The organism is Amycolatopsis thailandensis, assembly GCF_002234405.1.
Taxonomy (GTDB): Bacteria; Actinomycetota; Actinomycetes; order Mycobacteriales; family Pseudonocardiaceae; genus Amycolatopsis; species Amycolatopsis thailandensis.
Map to the genome: position 1 here is coordinate 40082 of NZ_NMQT01000014.1, position 18649 is coordinate 58730.

Consider the following 18649-nt stretch of genomic DNA (forward strand, 5'->3'; position numbering starts at 1 on the left):
GTATGGGTGCCATCAGCGTGGGGGCCGGCGTTCTGATCGCCGTGATAGTTGTCATCCTCCTGGTCTTGCTCTTCACGATCACCAGGTTGTTCAAAAAGGTGCCGCAGGGGAAGGCACTGATCATCTCGAAGGTCCGTCGCGTCGACGTGACGTTCACCGGCGCGATCGTCCTGCCGGTACTGCACAAGGCCGAGATCATGGACACCTCGGTCAAGGCGATGGAGATCACCCGCACCGGCCGTGAAGGCCTGATCTGCCGGGACAACATCCGCGCCGACATCCGGATCTCGTTCTTCGTCCGGGTCAACAAGACCGTCGAGGACGTCATCAAGGTCGCGCAGGCGATCGGCACCGAACGCGCGAGCCACGAGGCGACGCTGCAGGAACTGTTCAACGCCAAGTTCTCCGAGGCGCTGAAGACCGTCGGCAAGCAGCTGGACTTCGTGGATCTCTACACCAAACGCCACGAATTCCGCGACCAGATCATCCGCGTCATCGGCACCGACCTCAACGGGTACAGCCTGGAGGACGCGGCCATCGACTACCTCGAGCAGACGCCGATGGCGCAGCTCGACTCCGCGAACATCCTCGACGCGCAGGGTATCCGCAAGATCACCGAGCTGACCGCGATCGAGCACGTGCGCACCAACGAGTTCCGCCGCGGTGAGGAAAAAGAGATCACCCGCCAGAACGTGGACGCCCGCGAGGCGATCCTCGAACTGGAGCGGCGGCAGGCCGACGCCGAGATCAAGCAGCGCCGCGAGGTCGAGACCATGCGGGCGCGCGAAGAGGCCGAGATCGCCAAGGTCCAGGCGGAGGAGCGGCTCAAGTCGCAAGCGGCCGATCTGCGCACCGACGAGCAGCTCGGTGTCCAGCACCAGAACCAGCAGCGTGAGATCGAGGTCGCGGGCAAGAACCGCGAGCGCGTGATCGCCATCGAGAGCGAGCGCATCGAGAAGGACCGTCTGCTGGAGGTCATCGGCCGCGAACGCGAGACCGAACTGTCCCGCATCGCCAAGGACAAGGAAGTCGAGACCGAGAAGCGGTCCATCGCCGAGGTGATCCGCGAGCGGATCGCGGTCGAGAAGACCGTGGCGGAGCAGGAAGAGAACATCAAGAAACTCCGCGTCGTCGAGGAGGCGGAACGCCAGCGCTCGGCCATCATCATCCGGGCCGAGGCGGAGGCGCAGGAAAACCTCGTCAAGGACATCAAGGCCGCGGAAGCCGCCGAGGCCGCGTCGAAGCACAAGGCCCGCGAGGAACTGACGCTGGCCGAGGCGCGTCAGCAGGCCGCCGAGCTGGAGACCCGCGCGAAGATCCGTCTCGCGGAGGGCATCCAGGCCGAGGAGGCCGCTGTCGGCCTCGCCGCGGCGCAGGTCAAGGAACGCGACGCCGACGCGCTGGAGAAGGTCGGCCGCGCCGAGGCGATCGTCGAACGCGAGAAGGCGATCGTGCTCGCCGACGCGATGCGAGACAAGCTCAAGGGCGAGGCCGAAGGTCTCACCGAGAAGGCCGCCGCGATGGCCGCGCTCGACAGCGCCAGCCGCGAGCACGAGGAGTACCGCCTGCGCCTGGAGGCCGAGAAGGAGATCCGGCTCGCCGCGCTCAACGTGCAGCGCGAGGTCGCCGAGGCACAGGCCACGGTGCTGGGCATCGGGCTGGAGAAGGCCGACATCGACATCGTCGGCGGCGAGACGATGTTCTTCGAGAAGGTCATCGGCTCGATCGGGCTCGGCAAGAGCGTGGACGGCTTCGTCGAGCACTCGGACGTCGTCCAGACGCTGGGGAAGTCGTGGCTCGACGGTTCGGGCAGCTTCACCGACGACATCGGCAAGCTGCTCGGTTCGGTGAGCACTGAGGACGTGAAGAACCTGACGCTGTCGGCCTTCCTGGCCAAGCAGTTGCAGGCGGGCGGCCCGGACAGCGGCAAGGTGCAGGAGCTGCTGGCCATGGCGCAGCGGCTCGGCCTCGCCGACAAGTCCGTCGCCGCCCTCGCCCCCGCGAAGCAGTGACGGCGACCGAACCGGCGGCGGGAACGGAGCAGCTGGACGCGGGCACCTACGAGGTGCTCCGCGCCCGGCTCGCCGCACAGGCCGCCGAACTGGCGAAACGCGCGGACGAACTCAACACCGCGCGGCTCGGGGTCTTCGGCAGCGCGCAGCTCGCGCTGATCGGCACGGAACGGATCCGCACCGCGAACAACTGCGTGCCTCGCGACGTCGTGTCGGTCGGCGGGCGGATGTTGTTCGGCTACAACGTCTTCATCGGTCTCAAGCCCGAGACGACGGTCGACGACGTCTTCTCGCTCCACGGCTTCAGCCATGACGACGAGGCTTTCCGCTTCGACGACGTGCCGGCCGAAGAGCTGCCGGGTTTGCTGCGCGACGAGCAGTTCGTCCGCGATTTCGCCGAGCTGTACCGGTACTACCGGCAGGCGAAGCTGCTTCAACTGCGCCGGGTCGAGGGCAAACTGCTCGCGGTATTCCAGATCGGGCCGCGGACCGAGGACATCCGCGTGCTGCGCTGGGGCATCGCCGCCGACGGCAAGCCGTCCTATGTAGACAGCCGGGGCGAACGCGACCACGTCTTCCCGCCGTCGCACGACTTCGAATGGATCGAGACCAGCCGCGAGCAGCACGTTCTCGGCAGGCATCCGCACATCTCGATCGAGGACGAGGTGTTCGTCGAGACCGTCGGCGGCAACCTGACGATCAAGGTCGAGAACAACACCGAGACCGGCGAGGGCGTCTACTCCGAGCCGGTCGACGAGCCGCTGCAGAGCCTGGCCGACGCCGAAGTGTCCTACGCCAGGATCGGCCCGCTCATCCTGCTGCGAATGCTGCCGTACAAGGAGACCGAGCACCGATACCTGGTGTTCAACACCCGCACCCGGGACGTGGTGCGCCTCGACGGGATCGGGCAGGCGTGCCAGCGGCTGCCCGAGGACCACGGCATCATCTTCCCCGGCGGGTACTACCTCGACACGGGCATCAGCAAGACGTTCGACACCACGGTGGACGAGCTCGAATTCGAGCGGGTGATCCGCTCGCCCAACGGGGAGGATGTGCTCTACGTCTTCCACGCGCGGGCCGAGGGCCGCTCGCTTCTCCTGCCGTACAACGTGATCCGCAAAGAGGTCTCGAACCCGATCCCGTGTCACGGGTACTCGCTGTTCGACGACGGCACGATGGTGCTGTTCCGCGCGCTGTCCGACGAGCCGAGCCGGGTGCACCCGATGCAGGTGTGGCGGACGCCGTTCCAATCGGACACGTACGCCGCGTCGCAGCCGGCCGGGACCGGACCGCTGGAGCGGGTCGGCAACGCCGATCTGGTCCGCGGGATCTCCGACTGTCTTTCCATCGGCCGGATGGTCGGCGAGATGGCGCCGTCGGCGGCGGTCTTCGAGGCGTTGATCGCCGCGTGCGCGCGGGTTTTCGATCACTACCACTGGCTCGGCGAGGCCGAACTCGGTGATCTGCGGTCGCCGCTTTCGGACGTCCGGGTCACCGCGGAGCAGGTGCTCGACGAGTTCGAGACGGTCACCTCGCTCACCGCGCAGGCGGCCGAAGCCGTCGAAGAGGCGGCCGCCGAAACCGCGTCGCTCGTGCGGAAGGTGCGCGGCGAGGCATTGAACGCGGCCGACGCGTGGGTGCGCAGGCTCGCCGAAATGCACCGCGCGCGAGGACATCTCGTCACCGTGCGGGAACTGCGGTACGCCGACACCGACCGCGTCGACAAGGTGATCGCCGACCTGGACACGGAGTTCGGCGAGGCCGCGCAACGGGCCGTCCGGTTCCTCCAGGGCGAGGACGCGTTCACCGGCTATCACGCCGAGGTCGACAGGCTGATCGAGGCCGCGGGCGCGATCTCCACCGTCGCGGAGGCGGTTCCGGTCGCCGAGCAGCTGGACGAGCAGTCCGGCGGGCTCGAACTGCTCACCGACGTCGTCGGCGGGCTGGAGATCGCGGACGCCGTGGTGCGGACGAAGATCCTCGAACGCGTCGGCGAGGTCATCGGCGCGGTCAACCGGGCTCGGGCCACCCTCGACGCGCGGCGCAAGGAACTGCTGGAGACCGAGGGCCGGGCGGAGTTCGCGGCCGAGTTCGCGCTGCTCGCGCAGGCCATCACCGGCGGGCTCGCGGTCGCGGACGCCCCGGACCGCTGCGACGAGCAGCTGGGCAGATTGCTGCTACAGCTGGAAAACCTCGAATCGCGGTTCGGCGAGTTCGACGATTTCCTGGTTTCACTGGGGGAGAAGCGCACCGACGTCTACGAGGCGTTCTCCTCGCGCAAGCAGGCGTTGCTCGACGAGCGGGCGCGCCGCGCGGACAGGCTGGTCGATTCGGCCGGACGGATCCTGACGAGTGTCACCCGCCGGGTCGGCACCCTCGGGTCGGTCGACGAGATCAACACCTACTTCGCGTCCGATCCGATGGTCGCGAAGCTGCGCAGCGTCGTCGCCGAACTGCGAGACCTCGGTGACCAGGTCCGTGCGGAAGAGCTCGAAGGCCGGGTCAAGGCCGCTCGCCAGGAAGCCGGGCGCGCGCTGCGCGACAGGCTCGACCTCTACGGAGAGGGCGGCGAGACGATCCGCTTGGGCCGCAATACTTTCGCGGTCAACACGCAGGACATCGACCTCACGCTGGTGCCGCACGACGGCGGGATGAAGTTCGCGATCACCGGGACCGACTACCGCTCGCCCGTGCGGGACGAGTCGTTCGAGGCGACGCGGCCGTACTGGGATCAGCTGCTGGTCTCGGAGTCGCCCGAGGTCTATCGCGCCGAGTACCTGGCGACGTCGATCCTGGACGAGCAGCCGGATCTGCAAGAGACCGATCTGCTGGACGTCGTTCGGCGCGTCGCGGGAGACCGCTACGACGAGGGTTACGCGCGCGGCGTGCACGACCACGACGCCGCCGCGATCCTGGCCGCGCTGGTGCGCTTGCGTTCCGCCGCCGGATTGCTGCGGTACCCGCCCGCCGCGCGGGCCGCCGCTCAGCTGTTCTGGGCTTTCGGTGTCGAAGAGGCGGCGAAGTCCGCGTGGACGACGCGCGCCGCGTCGCTCGCGCGAGTGCGGGAGGCGTTCGGCCATACGACGGCGATCGACTCGCTGGCGGGTGAGTTCGCCGAGGCGATGGCCGCGTTCGCCACGTCGTCCGGGCTGACGCTGGACCTCGAATTCGCCGGTGAGTACCTGTTCGAGGAACTCGCCGACGCCTCGCCGGGCTTCGTCACCAGCGGTGGCGCGCGCATGTTGCTCGACAAGTTCCGGCTCGACCGCCGCAGCTTCGCCGAAGACCTTCGTGCCCTCGAAGACCTCGCGGACCGTCACCAGCTCGCCGAAGCCTGGCTTTCGTCCTTTGTGGACTCCGCTGGGATTCCGGGTGACGAGCTGGCGGAGGCCGTCGCGATGGAACTCGCCGATCTGCCGCGCTATGAGTCGTCGGCGGAACTCGCGGCCACTGTGGACGGTCTGCTCGGCGCGCACCCCCGTATCGTCAACCGGTCCCTGACCCTGCGACTCGACGAGACGCTGGCGAGGACGCGGCGGTTCCGGCGCGACCGGGTGCCGGGTTTCCGGGCGTATCAACGGCAGCGCAACGAACTGGTGGCCGCGGAGCGGGACAGGCTGAGGCTGGCCGAGTACAAGCCGAAGGTGATGAGCGCCTTCGTGCGCAACAGGCTGCTCGACGAGGTCTATCTGCCGTTGATCGGCGACAACCTCGCCAAGCAGCTCGGCGCGACCGGCGACGCGCGGCGCACCGACCAGTCCGGTCTGCTGCTGTTGATCTCACCGCCCGGGTACGGCAAGACGACACTCATGGAGTACGTCGCGAGCCGTCTGGGGCTGGTGTTCGTCAAGGTGAACGGACCGGCGCTCGGGCACGAGGTCACGTCGGTGGATCCGGCGGACGCGCCCAACGCGACAGCGCGGCAGGAGGTCGAGAAGATCTCGTTCGCGCTGGAACAGGGCAACAACGTGCTGCTGTATCTGGACGACATCCAGCACACGTCGCCGGAACTGCTGCAGAAGTTCATTTCGCTGTGCGACGCGCAGCGGCGGATGGAAGGTGTCTGGGAGGGCCGGACACGGACGTACGACCTGCGCGGCAAGCGGTTCGCGGTCTGCATGGCCGGTAACCCGTACACCGAGCAGGGCAAGCGGTTCCGGATCCCGGACATGCTCGCCAACCGCGCGGACGTGTGGAACCTCGGCGATGTGCTGTCGGGTAAGGAAGAACTGTTCGCGCTGAGCTACATCGAGAACTCGCTCACCTCGAACACCGTGCTGGCCCCGTTGGTCTCGCGAGAACGGTCCGATGTGGACGTTCTCGTGCGGCTCGCCCGCGGCGACGGTTCGGTGCGGGCGGATCAGCTGAAGCACGCGTACTCGGCGACCGAACTGGAGCAGATCCTCGCCGTGCTGCGGAAACTGATCCAGGTGCAGCGGATCGTCCTGAAGAACAACCAGGCGTACATCGCCTCGGCCGCGCAGGCGGACGCGTCCCGGGTCGAACCGCCGTTCCAGCTGCAGGGTTCGTACCGGAACATGAACAAGCTCGCCGGCCGGATCGTTCCCGCGATGAACGACGCCGAACTCGAGGCGCTGATCGACGACCACTACGTCGGCGAAGCGCAGACGCTCACCTCGGGCGCGGAAGCGAACCTGCTGAAGCTGGCCGAACTGCGCGGGCGCCTGAGCACCTCGGAGGCGCAGCGGTGGGCGGACGTGAAGGCGGCATACCTGCGGGCGCAGGCGCTCGGTGGGGACGACGAGGACCCGATGAGCCGGGCGGTCGGCGCCATGGGCCTGCTGGCGGATCGGGTCGGTGCGGTCGAGGCGGCTATCGAGCGGGCTTCGGAGCGGATGGTCGTTCGGGATGTGATGTAAGGCGGCTGCGGGCGTTGCGGGGCGTTGCCGGAAATCGGCAATGCCCTGCGGTGCCTCTTGTTGCCGGAAATCGGCGACGCGTGGTGTTGAGCGAGTACCCGGGACCGGTGTCCTTGCCGAAACGGCAACGTCTTGCGATGTCTCACCTCGCCGGGAAGCGGCAACGTGCAGCGCCAACCGAACACCCAGAACCCGCAATGCCTTGTGGTGCCTGAATGATCGAGAACTGTCGGTGGCTGGTCGTATGGTGATCGGATGGACACACACGAAGCCACACCGGTGGCATTACTCGAAAAACTCACTGAACCCGGAAGTCTGGAGCTCGTCAACGCAGCCGTCTTCTCTTTGGACGACGCCGATTGTGTTGCTGTCGCGAAAGCGGCGTCGGCGGGGATCGCGCAGTTGGAGGCGGTCCGGTTCCGGGCGATCGCACAACTGAACCGGCACCGAGAGGGGGCGCGGAGCGTAACCCAGGAGGTCGCTTTCGAGTTGTCCCTTGTGGACAATCATGCGGGGGCGATGGTCGCCGCCGCTGACGCGTTGACCACTCGCCTGCCCCGCACGCTGAACCTGATAGACGAGGGGAAGCTGGCCGGGTTCAGCGCGATGAAGGTCGCTGCGGCCACCGCGTGGCTCTCGGACGAGAACGCGCTCGCCGCGGACGCACTGCTGGAGGACCGGTTACCGGGCAGGAATTCTGATCAGATCCGGAAAGCGGCGAGCCACGCGGCCGACACCGTCGACCGCGACGGCGCCGACGCACGCACCGCCCGTCATCGCGAAGGCCGCCGTCTCACCCTGAGGCACGGGGAGACCGGGGTCGCGTCGATCGAGGTCGAGGATGGCCCGGTCGAAAAGGTCACCGCCGCCTACCAGCGCATCGACCGCGAAGCCAGAGCCCTCAGAACCGGTGGCGAGACCCGCACCCTGGATCAGCTGCGCGCCGACGTCGCGCTCGACCTCCTGCTCGGCGGCACCGGCGGCACCGGCGAACGCGCTGAGGTGTTCCTGTACATGGACCTGGACACCTACCTCGGCCTCAACAACGACCCCGCCGAACTCGCCGGACACGGCCACATACCGGCCGCGTTGGCTCGGCACATCGCCACCGGCCCGAACACCGTGCTCCGCCGGATCATCACCGACCCGCTTTCCGGACAGGTCCTCGACCTCGGCCGCGACCGCTACCGGCCCACCGCCGGTCTCGACGAGTTCGTCCGGGTCCGGGACCGTGAATGCCGAAGACCCGGTTGTCACCGCGTCGCCCAGGCCTGCGACCTCGACCACGCGGTGCCCTGGCAACACGGCGGCCACACCGACGCCGACGACCTCATCGCCTTCTGCCGCCGAGACCACCGCCTCAAAGACGAACCCGGCTGGACCTACCATCTGACCCCCGGCGGCACCCTTACCGTCACCACTCCGACCGGGCAAAGCTACGACAGCGCGCCGCCCCCACTCCACGAGCCTCGCCCACTCACCGCCGAGGAGCCACCACCGTTCTGAGCACCGTTGCCGGAAAACGGCGACGCGCTCCCAACTACCTGCCTCGACTCGAAACCCTCCTTCGCGCCCAACGACGGGGGCCGCGGCCCGTCGGGTCCTGTCGCCGAAATCCGGCAACGATCGCCACTTGTGGATAGCATGCGCCGGAGCTGCTCCGCCTCATTTGCCGAGATTCGGCGCCATGCTCACGCGGGTCTGCGTCGGCTCGAACCCCTCGGCTTGAGACAGTCTCCTTCGCGCCCAACGACGAGGGCCGCGACCCGTCGGGTTCTGTTGCCGGAATCTGGCGACGATCGCGAGTTGTGGATCGTATGTGCTGGAGCCATTCCGTCCTATTCGCCGAAGTTCGGCGACGGGCTCGCGCGGGTCTGCGTCGGTTCGAACCTCTCGGCTTGAGGCAGTCTCCTTCGCGCCCAACGGCGATGGCCGCGGCCCGTCGGGTTCTGTTGCCGAAATCCGGCGACGATCGCGACTTGTGGATAGCATGCGCCGGAGCTGCTCCGCCTCATTTGCCGAGATTCGGCGACGCACTCACGCGAATCTGCCTCGACTCGAACCTCTCGGCTTGAGAGGGCTATCGCCGCGCCTCGGCGACGATGGCTGCCGTGCCTGGTCACCGCGCACCCCACCGGCAAGCCGCCACCGCTTTGAGCCCGTTGCCGAGAAACGGCGACGCGTTCTTGTGAGCTGGTGACTCGGTTCCTTAGGTCTGCAGTGGCCGCCATCGTCGCGCCCCAGCGGCACAACCCCGCCCGGCACCGAGCCCCATTGCCGAGAAACGGCGACCGCCCGCACCAACCGGCAGGCCATTGCCGAAAAGTGGCCACCGCGCTCAAGCCTCCAAAGACTCCAAAGCCGCCAACTGCGCCCCAGTCAGCCGTTCCACCAACGGAACCGCCCGATACTCCCCAACAAGCGAACCACCGCGAACCACCGTCACCGGACCGGCGATGTGCGGATGCTCGTCCACCACCCGCAATGCCCCCGTCACCCGCTCCTCCGGCCACCCCAACGTGGACGCGAGCGCCGAAACGGAAAGCGCGCGTCTCGCGTGCAGCAGAGCGGCGAGCACGGTCAGCGCGTCGCTGGCGTAAACGGCGACGCGGTCGTCCAGCATGACTTCGTTGATGCGCGCGTGAAAGCGGGAGAGATCGTCCATGCGGGCACCCGCCGGGGTCGAAGGACCGAGGACTTCGGCACCTTGGCGGGAGATCTTGACCCATTCCTGGTTCGCCCGGATGCTCTCGGCCCACACGCGCTGCGGCATCTCCTCGTCGAGGACGTACTGCTCCCGCCGCCCGTCCCGTTCCCGGCGGAGCATCGCCTGCGCTTCGAGGTAGGCGACGGCGTTCGAGACCGAGGCGGGGCTGACCTGGAGCCGCCGGGCGAGCTCGGCCGCGCTGAGTACGCCGTCGTCGCTGACGGCCAGGCAAGAGAGCACCCGCGAGGTCATCCGCGGCAGTCCGGTCGCGACCATCATTTCGGCGAAGTCGGTTTCGAAGGCGCGCACCGCCTCCGGGTCCCGCCCGTAGCCGTTCTCTACGACGGGGGTGGCCCGCGGCCGCGGCTTGCGGCGTCGCGCCCGTTCCCCGGTCACCCGGCTCGCTTCTTCGGCGCGGTAGCCGGAATGGCCGCTGTTGCGTGCGACCTCGCGGCTGATCGTCGACGTCGGGCGCCCGAGCCGCCGGGCGATTTCGGCGTAGCCGAGACCGTCCTTGAGCAAGGTCGCGATCAGCCGGCGGTCCTCCTGGGTCAGCCTGCCGCCCGGCATGGGCACCTCCTGTGCGTTCAGTCGCAGATCATTGCAACGTTTCGTTGCGTTCACCGGCAAGATCGTTGCAACGATTCCGGGAAATCTACCAGCTATTACAACCAAAAGGCCAGGTTCAAGCTTTGAAGGATCTATAAATGCAACGTAGCCTTTGAATATCGCTAAAAACTGGGAGGAACAGCTATGACGACTTCAGGACCCCATCTCGCGGAGTTGCCGCTCGAACGGCCGCGCGGCTGCCCGTTCGACCCGCCCGCCGAACTCGGCCCGCTGCGCGACGAGCACCCGCTCGTCCGGATGACGTTCCCGGGCGGCCATGAAGGCTGGCTCGCGACGGGGCACGCGATCGTCCGGGAGGTCGCCGCGGATTCGCGCTTCAGCGCACGGCAGGAACTGTTGCACTCACCGCTGCCGGGTCCGGCGGCGATGGTGGTGCCGCCGCCCGCGCCGCCGGGGCTGTTCATCAAGATGGACGATCCGGAACACGGCCGCTACCGCAAGCTGCTCACCGGCAAGTTCACCGTCCGCCGGATGCGGCTGCTCGCCGAACGGGTCGAGCAGGTGACCGCCGAATTCCTCGACGCGATGGAGAAGCAGGGAACGACGGCCGATCTGGTGACGGCCTTCGCCCAGCCCATTCCGGCGCTGATGATCTGCGAGCTGCTCGGCGTCCCCTACGAGGACCACGAGTTCTTCCGCCGCAACGTCCTGCCGCTGAACATGCCGGACGCCTCGCTCGAAGAACAGAACGCCGCCATGAACGCGCTGGGCGAGTACCTCTACAAACTCGTCGTGGCCAAGCGGGCCGAGCCGACCGACGACATCCTCGGCGACCTCGCCGCCACCGAACTCACCGAGGAGGAACTCACCGGCATCGCGTTCCTGTTGCTGGGGGCCGGTTTGGACACCACGGCCAACATGCTGGGGCTGGGCACCTTCGCGCTCCTGCAGCACCCGGAGCAGCTGGCCCTCCTGCGCGAAGATCCCGAAAGGATCGACGGCGCGATCGAGGAACTGCTGCGCTACCTGGCGATCACGCACACCGGTGCGCGCACCGCGCTCGAAGACGTCGAAATCGGCGGGCGGCTCGTCAAAGCGGGGGAGGTGGTCGCGATCTCGGTGCTGGCCGCCAACCGCGACCCGCTGAAGTTCCCCGAGCCCGACCGGCTCGACATCGGGCGGAAGACCGCCGGGCACCTGTCCTTCGGGCACGGGGTGCACCAGTGCCTCGGCCAGCAGCTCGCGCGGGTCCAGATGAAGGTCGCCTTCACCGGTCTGCTGGCCAGGTTCCCGGCGCTGCGCCTGGCCGTTCCGGCCGAGGAGGTCCCGATGCGGTCCGATTCCGACATCTACGGGGTGTACTCGCTCCCGGTGGCGTGGGACTGATCGCGATGCGACTCGAAGTCGACCGGGAACGCTGTGTGGGCGCCGGAATGTGTGTGCTGACCGCGCCCGAGGTGTTCGGACAGGACGAAGAAGACGGCCGGGTCCGGTTGCTCGACCCGGAACCGGACGGGATCGGCGAAGCCGTGCAGTTGTGCCCGGCGGCGGCGATCACGGCGAAGGACTAGGACGCCGTCCAGGCCAGGGGGTGCCGGGCGGGCACCCCCTGGCACGGGATCAGCCGATCTCCGCGAGGACCTTGCCCGCGTCGGCGCTCTGCGCGGCGGTGCCGGCGTAGAGCTGCTGGACCCGGGCCTTCTCCTGGGCGTTCGGGTTCACGTTGGCGCAGCTGACGCCACCGGTCGAACCGGACATCAGCGACGAGCACGGCCCGGGCTTCACGTCCGGCAGGCCGAGGCTGTGGCCCAGTTCGTGCGAGGCGATCCGGGTCTTGTTGTAGCCCTGCTGGACGGCCTGCCTGCCGTACCAGACGGTGACCGTGCCGTTCGGGCGGACCGGGCCGAGGGTGGCGCGCGGCCAGCCGTTGTCGGCGACGATCCGGATGTTGACCCGCTGCCCCGGCGTCGCCTTCACGAGACGGACGTTGGTGACGTTGGTGTTCCAGACGTTGACGCCGGCGGCCACGTCTGCCTTGAACTCCGCGGCCTGGCTGTCGTCGTAGGTCAGGGTGGTCGCCAACATCTCGGCGGCACCGGCGGAGGGTGCCGAGAGCACCGAGATGGAGAGCGCGGCGCCGGTGAGCACCGCGGCGAAGGTACGTCGAAGCACGTTGAACTCCTCGCGTTTAAGGCGTGCTGGAATTTCGGAGCAGTGTCGACACTTTTGTTCTGGCGGGAGGAATCTGTGCGTGATCCTCCGTTGCCTCCGCGTGATGTTAGGACCTGTCAAGGTTGTCGGGGTACCCGCCGATAGTCGCCTGTCGTTAACCATGATCTTGACGCGACCGGGAGACTGTGCCGTTATGACGACGGCGCGTTTCACCGGACACGAAGACCCGATCCTCGCGGTCGCGGTGAACGGAAACCGGCTGGTCACCGGGGGTGCGGACAGGACCGTCCGGGTCTGGGACCTGGAGACCGGCGTACAACGGTTCGTGCTGAGCGGCCACGATCGGCCGGTGCTCGCGGTGGGTATCTCGGGTGGGCACGTGGTCGGTTGCGATGGGGCGACGGTGCGGCGCTGGCGGCTCGCCGGGCACGAGGCAGCACCACCAGAGGTCCAGACCACCAAGCGGACCGTCGCGGTCGCGGTGGCGAACGAGTTCGCCGTGTCCGGCGCGGGAAGCGTGGTCGAGGTCCGGCGGCTCGACGGGGTGACCGTGCGGGGCCTCCGCACCGGCGGTCCGGAGGTCGAATCGGTCGCGGTGACCCCGGACGGCCGGGTCGTCGTCGCCGGCGACGACACCGGTGGCGTCCGGCTGTGGGACCGGGAAGTCGTTTCCCACTATCGGTTCGGGGGCGCGGGCGCGGTCCACGTGGTCGCGGTTTCGGCCGACGGCCAACGTGTGCTGTCCGGTGAGGGCGAGACCGTCCGCCTGTGGGGGCGCCGGGGCGATCCGACGCTCGTCTTCCCCGGCCACACCGGAGTGGTGCGGACACTGGCCTTCAGCCCGGACGGCAGACTGGTGTTCTCCGGCGGTTCCGGCGGCGAGGTCTGCGTCCGCGCCGTCGACGACCCGGCCGCGTACACGCTCCTCAAGGGACACCGCGGAAACGTCCGCGCGATCGCCTGCACGGCGGGCAACGAGAAGATCGTCACGGTCGGGGACGACCGCACGATCCGGGTGTGGGACCGCTTCGGCAACCAGATCGACGGCACCGGTTTCGTCGAGCCCAAACCCGGGCGCGCGCGGCCGCGGATCACGCCCGACGTCGAAAGCCCGGTCGACCTGATCGGCTTCCAGGACGACGTACGCACCCTCGCCGCGGTCATCGCCGACCGCGAGACCAGCCCGCCGTTGTGCGTCGCGCTGCTGGGCCCCTGGGGTTCCGGCAAGTCCAGTTTCGTGCGGCAGGTGACCGACCGGGTCGCCGAGCTGGCCCGGCGCTCCCGGGGTGACGCCGCCACCGGCGTGTTCGCCGGTGAGATCCGGCAGATCCGGTTCAACGCCTGGCAGTACCACGACGACCACCTGTGGGTCGGGCTGGTGGACCACCTGTTCCGGAACCTGGGCTCGCCCCGGACCCACGCGGACGCCGGCGAGGTCCGTGACGAACGGGAGGAACTGCGGACCCGGCTGGCGGGCCTCGAAGCCGTCAAAGCGGCCTCCCCGCGCACCTGGCGCTGGCGGCTCCTGGTGTCCGGCGTGGACCGGGCCGAACGCCGACGGCGTCGCCTCGCCGTCGCGGGCTACGCCGTCTCCGGCGTGCTCGGTCTCGTCGCGGCGATCGTCGGCTGGACGTTGTGGCACAACGCGATCCTCGCCGCGGCGGGTGCCGTCGTCGCGCTCGGCGCCGTGCTGACCCCGGCGCTCACCACGGCCAGGGCCGCCCTCGCGCCGATGAAGTCCACATTGGACAAACTGCGGAGCGACGTCGGCAAGCGAGCCGAGAGATTCGAGTCTGAGGTCCGGGAGACCGAGGAACGGCTCCGGCGGCTGGACGCGGCCGCCCGGCTCGGCGATCTGATCGAAGAAGCGAAGAGCGGCCGATACGGGGACTACCAAGGGGTTTTCGCTCGAGTCCGGGAGGATCTCGCGGACCTCAGCGCCGATCTGGTGGACGCGCGGAAGGAATGGCTGCTGGCGGGTGCCAAGGGCGAGCCGCCACTGGAACGGATCGTGCTCTACATCGATGATCTCGACCGCTGCCCGCCGTCGAAGGTGATCGAGGTGCTCGCCGCGGTGCACCTGCTGCTGGCCCTGCCCGCGTTCGTCGTGGTGGTGGCTGTCGATCCGAGATGGTTGCGGCGATGCCTGGACCAGCACCACGAAGAACTGTTCGGCACCGGGGAAGCCGGGCAGGCCGAGTATCTCGACAAGATCTTCCAGATCGTGTTCGCCCTGCGCCCCCTGGGAGCCGCGGCGGACGAACTGATCGACGCCCTGATGCCGATCGAAGGACGGGAACCGGCGACCTCCGGGCGCGGGGCGGAACCCGAAGACGAGCTCGTCTTCGAAAGCGGCGAAGGCGACGGTCCGGAGGAATTCCTCGTCGAGGACAAAACCCCGCCCACGTTCTACAACATGCGACCGGACCGGTTGCGGCTCACCGAGGTCGAACGCGATTTCGTCCATGTGCTCCGGAAAAGGCTCAACACGCCGCGCGAGATCCGGAAACTGGTCAACCTGTACCGGCTCGTGCGCATCGGCATTCCCGACGCGGAACTGGCGCGGTTCGTCGGCGGCCCGTATCGGGCGGTGCTCGTCCTGCTGACCCTCCTGGTCGCCGACCCGGGAGCCGCGCGCTCCACCTTCATCGCGCTTTCCGGCGGTGAATCGCCTGCCGAAGCCTTTCCACCTGAATGGCGGCTAGACGTCGAATCCTTCGATGATCTACAGGTCTATCGGAATTGGGTGGGTACCCTCGCCCGCTTCAGTTTCGAAACCTACGATCTGGTGACCGAGGATACGGAACCGGGAACCACGTTGTAGCTACACTTGCGCGCTACGACGTCGAGGGGGCGCGCATGCGGAGATCAGGCTGGCTTTCGCTCGTCTTCGGCGCGTTCGTCGGGACGCTCGTGATCGTCCTGCTCGCGACCACGGTCACCGCGCCCTCGAACGCGGCCAGGACCGACTGCGTCCGGCTGGTCACCAGTTCCTCCACGGAGAAGGGCGACCTGATCGCCGAACTTGCCGAGCGGTACAACAACACCGGCCGCACGTTCGACGGCGGCCGGTGCGCGAAGGTCGAGGCGTTCAAGAAGACCTCGGGCGCCGCGCTCGACCTCATCGCCGACGGCTGGAACGACATCGACGAGAACCAGCCCGAACCCCAGGTCTGGCTGCCGAGTTCGTCGCTCTGGCTCGACCTGCTGCGCCAGCGCGGCAAAGGCGACCTGGTCGAGGACGGCCAGAAGATCTCGCTCGCGACGAGCCCGATGGTGATCGCGATGCCGGAGCCGATGGCCAAGGAACTCGGCTGGCCCGCGAAGGGCATCGGCTGGCGGGACGTGCTCGAGGTGAACCGGAAGGGCGGCTGGGGCGGCGTCGACCCGAAGAACGCGCAGTGGGGCAACTTCACGCTGGGCAAGGACAATCCGCGCCGATCGACCTCGGGGCTCGCCGCGACGATCTCGACCTATTTCGCGGCGACGGGCGGTGACTACGGCAAACTCGACGCCGCGGACGCCGTGCAGTTCGTCCGCGGCATCGAGGCGTCGGTCGCCTACTACAGCGACGACTCGGTGGCGTTCCTTAAGACTCTGTACGAAGAGGACCAGAAGAAGCCCACGCCCTACATCAGCGCGATGGCGATGCAGGAGCAGATGGTCTACCTCTACAACCACGGCGCGCCGACCGGTGACCCGAAACGGTTGCAGGCCGACCCCGCCCCGCTGAACCGGCCGCTGGTGGCCGTGCACCCGAGCGAGGGGACGGTCCTGATCGACCATCCTTTCCTCACCACGGCCAAGGCGTCGCCGGAGCAGCGGGTGGCGGCCAAGGACTTCGCCGAGTTCCTCCGGGAACCGGCGCAACAGGACCGCTTCCGCGATCTCGGCTTCCGCGACGCGGAAGGGCGCGGGAACGAGAAGCTGGCTCAGGGCGTGCATGCCGCGGGAGCCGAACCCCGGCCCATCGCGCTCCCCAGTGGCCGGCAGATCCAGAAGATGCTGGACGGCTGGGAATACACGCAACGGCGCGGCCGGATCCTGCTGGTGCTGGATCTTTCCGGATCGATGAACGAGCCGTTCGACAAGAACCGCAAGGACAAGCCGTACTCCGAGCGCCGGATCGACCTGCTGAAACCCGCGATCAAGAAACAACTCGAGTACCTGCATCCCGAAGACGAGGTCGGGCTGTGGACGTTCTCGGACGGTTACGAGGAAAAGATGCCGATCGGCAAGGTCAAGAACGTCCGCGGCCCGATGCTCGGCATGATCGACAACCTGACCCCGAAAGGGGATACCGCGCTGTACCAGACGGTGATGGCCGCCAACGACAAGATGCGGCGCGAGTTCGATCCGAGCCTCATCAACGCCGTGGTCTTCCTGACCGACGGCCAGAACACCGAGGCCGGGACCAGGGAGCAGGTGTTGCAGAACGTCGACGCGGAACGGCTGGACAACTCCGTCCGGATCTTCACCATGGCGTACGGCGCGCAGGCGGACAGCCGCGTGCTCGACGAGATCGCGCTGAAGTCCAAGGCCCGTGGTTACCAGGCCGTCGACCCGCAGGGCATCGACAAGATGTTCGTCAACGTCTTCAGCAACTTCTGACATGGCCGAGCACGACAACCGCCCGTTCCACGTCGTCGCGGTGGTACTCGCCCTGATCGCCGGGCTGATCGGCCGCGCGGTGACCTACCCGCATCCGCAGGCGTGGCTCTTCGGCGCCGCCGCCGCGCTCGCCGTGCTGTTCCCGGCCGAAACCGCGTTCTTCGTGCTGAACGGCAGGCGGCCGAGACCGGCGCGGGAGAAGCGCGCGCCGGAACCCGCCGGCTACGACCACTACAGCCTGCTCGGACGGGCGCTGACAGCCATCGAAACGGTGCAGCCGGGCGAAACCGAGCTCGCGGCAGTGTTCCGGAACGCGGTGACGAGACTCGAAAGCCACCGGGGCCGGAACGCGCCCGAAGTCGTGGAACTGCAGGTCACGGTGAAGCAGACCACCGAAAAACTGGAGCGACACGCGCGGGACGAGAATCCGGATCAGGTGATGCTCGTCCAGCGGATGAGGGTGTACCGGGAAACGCTCGAAGACGCCATCGCGGCGGTCGAACCACGCTGAGTGTTCGGTGCCGAACAGACTACGGCCGTGCGTCATGCTGATCTGACAGTATGCCGTTGATCGGGCGCCGGGTTGTCGAGGGCGTGGAACATGTGGTCGTACCGGTGGAGCACCGGTTCAGCCTGGAGGAAGCCGTACTGGCGGTGATGGCCGCCAAAAGCACTGTGCGGCCCGCTCCAGGAATCAAGGTCGCTCCGCTGAAGGTGTCGGAGGTACGGTCAGCGCTGCTCTACGCGGCGAAGCACGCCGATAGGCGACACCAGATCGTGGACAGCTATTTCGTCGAGGCCGAAGACGGACCGTTGCACCGGTTGGCCGAGTGGATCAGAACGGAACTGGTCCGGCTGGGCATCTTCACCACCCACGACGGTTCCGCCGCCGGATCGGGTGGCCGATTCGGTTACTCTCCGCGATAGGTGTTCACGACTGCCTGGGAGGGTGTTTCGTGGGTTTGGGGCCGGAGGGCGCCGAAGAGAGAGAACGTCCGTTCCTGGAGAGGCTGGACGAACCCGTCCGTGCCCGGTTGCTGGAGATGGGTACCCCGCAGACCTACGACAGCAGACAGGCGCTGATGCGGGCGGGCGAACCCGGCGACTTCGTCATGCTTCTACGGCATGGTTATGTGAAGGTGACCAGCGCCGACCGGATGGGCGCGACGGTCATTCTCGACGTCGGCGTGCCCGGCGATCTGCACGGTGAGATCGCGGTGATCGCGGGCGGGATCCGGATGGCCGACGTCGTCGCCATCGAAGAGGTCCATGTCCGGCGGATCGCGGCGAGCGAGTTCAACCGGTTCCTGCTGGATCATCCGGCGGCGATGCGAGAGGTGCTCGTCAGCGTCGCCCGGCGGTTCGTGCTCGCCCAGCGGCAGCGGACGCAATCCTGGAAACCGCAGGCCGTGGCCAGGGTCGCGACCCGGTTGGACTACCTCGTCGACGTCTGTGGCATCCGGACACCCGCCGGCTGGCGGATCGGGATCCCGTTGAGCCAGGACGAACTCGCGCAGTTCATCCCGATGGGGCGGACCATGGTCGCCCAGGCACTGGACAAGCTCCGGAAGGCGGGAGTAGTGGCCAGTTCGCGCCGTGCGATCACTGTCGTCGACCGCGAGGCACTGCGGGTGATCACGGAAAAAGGTGTGACTTAGCTCACTGGCGTTGACCAGCGCGGGGTCAGGTTTTGTTCG

The 18649-nt window shown here is 67.8% G+C and carries 12 protein-coding genes; 10 read left to right on the forward strand and 2 right to left on the reverse strand.

Annotated features, from left to right (window positions below):
• Nucleotides 1-2 precede the first annotated feature (2 nt).
• The 3 genes from CFP71_RS03630 (at nt 3) to CFP71_RS03640 (ending at nt 8398) form a co-directional block, all read left to right on the forward strand.
• On the forward strand, nt 3-2012 hold the full coding sequence (locus CFP71_RS03630) for a flotillin family protein (RefSeq protein ID WP_093932398.1): 2010 nt from the start codon (nt 3-5) through the stop codon (nt 2010-2012).
• Nucleotides 2009-6892 (forward strand): DNA repair ATPase, encoded by a 4884-nt coding sequence (locus CFP71_RS03635; protein WP_093932399.1) that lies wholly within the window; start codon nt 2009-2011, stop codon nt 6890-6892. The genes CFP71_RS03630 and CFP71_RS03635 overlap by 4 nt, the downstream gene beginning before the upstream one ends.
• Nucleotides 6893-7147: 255 nt before the next feature.
• Entirely contained in the window at nt 7148-8398 is a 1251-nt protein-coding gene (locus tag CFP71_RS03640; RefSeq protein WP_093932400.1) for an HNH endonuclease signature motif containing protein, read from the forward strand.
• Between the two features lie 832 nt (nt 8399-9230).
• Here the strand turns inward: CFP71_RS03640 and CFP71_RS03645 are convergent.
• The gene (locus CFP71_RS03645; RefSeq protein ID WP_093932401.1) at nt 9231-10169 is read right to left on the reverse strand and encodes a GbsR/MarR family transcriptional regulator; all 939 of its coding nucleotides are present in this window, start codon (nt 10167-10169) and stop codon (nt 9231-9233) included.
• Nucleotides 10170-10352: 183 nt separating this feature from the next.
• Between CFP71_RS03645 and CFP71_RS03650 the strand changes: the two genes are divergently transcribed.
• The gene (locus CFP71_RS03650; RefSeq protein ID WP_093932402.1) at nt 10353-11555 is read left to right on the forward strand and encodes a cytochrome P450; all 1203 of its coding nucleotides are present in this window, start codon (nt 10353-10355) and stop codon (nt 11553-11555) included.
• 5 nt (nt 11556-11560) lie between these two features.
• Nucleotides 11561-11740, forward strand: coding sequence for a ferredoxin (locus CFP71_RS03655; protein WP_093932421.1), 180 nt, complete (start codon nt 11561-11563; stop codon nt 11738-11740).
• 49 nt (nt 11741-11789) lie between these two features.
• Here the strand turns inward: CFP71_RS03655 and CFP71_RS03660 are convergent, their stop codons facing one another.
• The gene (locus tag CFP71_RS03660) at nt 11790-12341 is read right to left on the reverse strand and encodes a snapalysin family zinc-dependent metalloprotease (protein WP_093932403.1); all 552 of its coding nucleotides are present in this window, start codon (nt 12339-12341) and stop codon (nt 11790-11792) included.
• A 193-nt stretch (nt 12342-12534) separates the two neighbouring features.
• On the opposite strand from CFP71_RS03660, the gene CFP71_RS03665 reads away from it, so the two are divergent.
• Genes CFP71_RS03665 through CFP71_RS03685 form a run of 5 tightly spaced genes read left to right on the forward strand, consistent with a single transcriptional unit; the run spans nt 12535 to nt 18610 of the window.
• Complete coding sequence (locus CFP71_RS03665; RefSeq protein ID WP_093932404.1) at nt 12535-15165, forward strand: P-loop NTPase fold protein; 2631 nt, start codon at nt 12535-12537, stop codon at nt 15163-15165.
• A gap of 35 nt (nt 15166-15200) precedes the next feature.
• Complete coding sequence (locus CFP71_RS03670) at nt 15201-16952, forward strand: substrate-binding and VWA domain-containing protein (protein WP_093932405.1); 1752 nt, start codon at nt 15201-15203, stop codon at nt 16950-16952.
• Between the two features lies 1 nt (nt 16953).
• Complete coding sequence (locus tag CFP71_RS03675) at nt 16954-17463, forward strand: hypothetical protein (protein WP_093932406.1); 510 nt, start codon at nt 16954-16956, stop codon at nt 17461-17463.
• Nucleotides 17464-17513: 50 nt separating this feature from the next.
• Entirely contained in the window at nt 17514-17879 is a 366-nt protein-coding gene (locus CFP71_RS03680; protein ID WP_093932407.1) for a hypothetical protein, read from the forward strand.
• A gap of 29 nt (nt 17880-17908) precedes the next feature.
• Nucleotides 17909-18610, forward strand: coding sequence for a Crp/Fnr family transcriptional regulator (locus CFP71_RS03685; protein WP_005157733.1), 702 nt, complete (start codon nt 17909-17911; stop codon nt 18608-18610).
• The last annotated feature ends 39 nt before the right edge of the window (nt 18611-18649 follow it).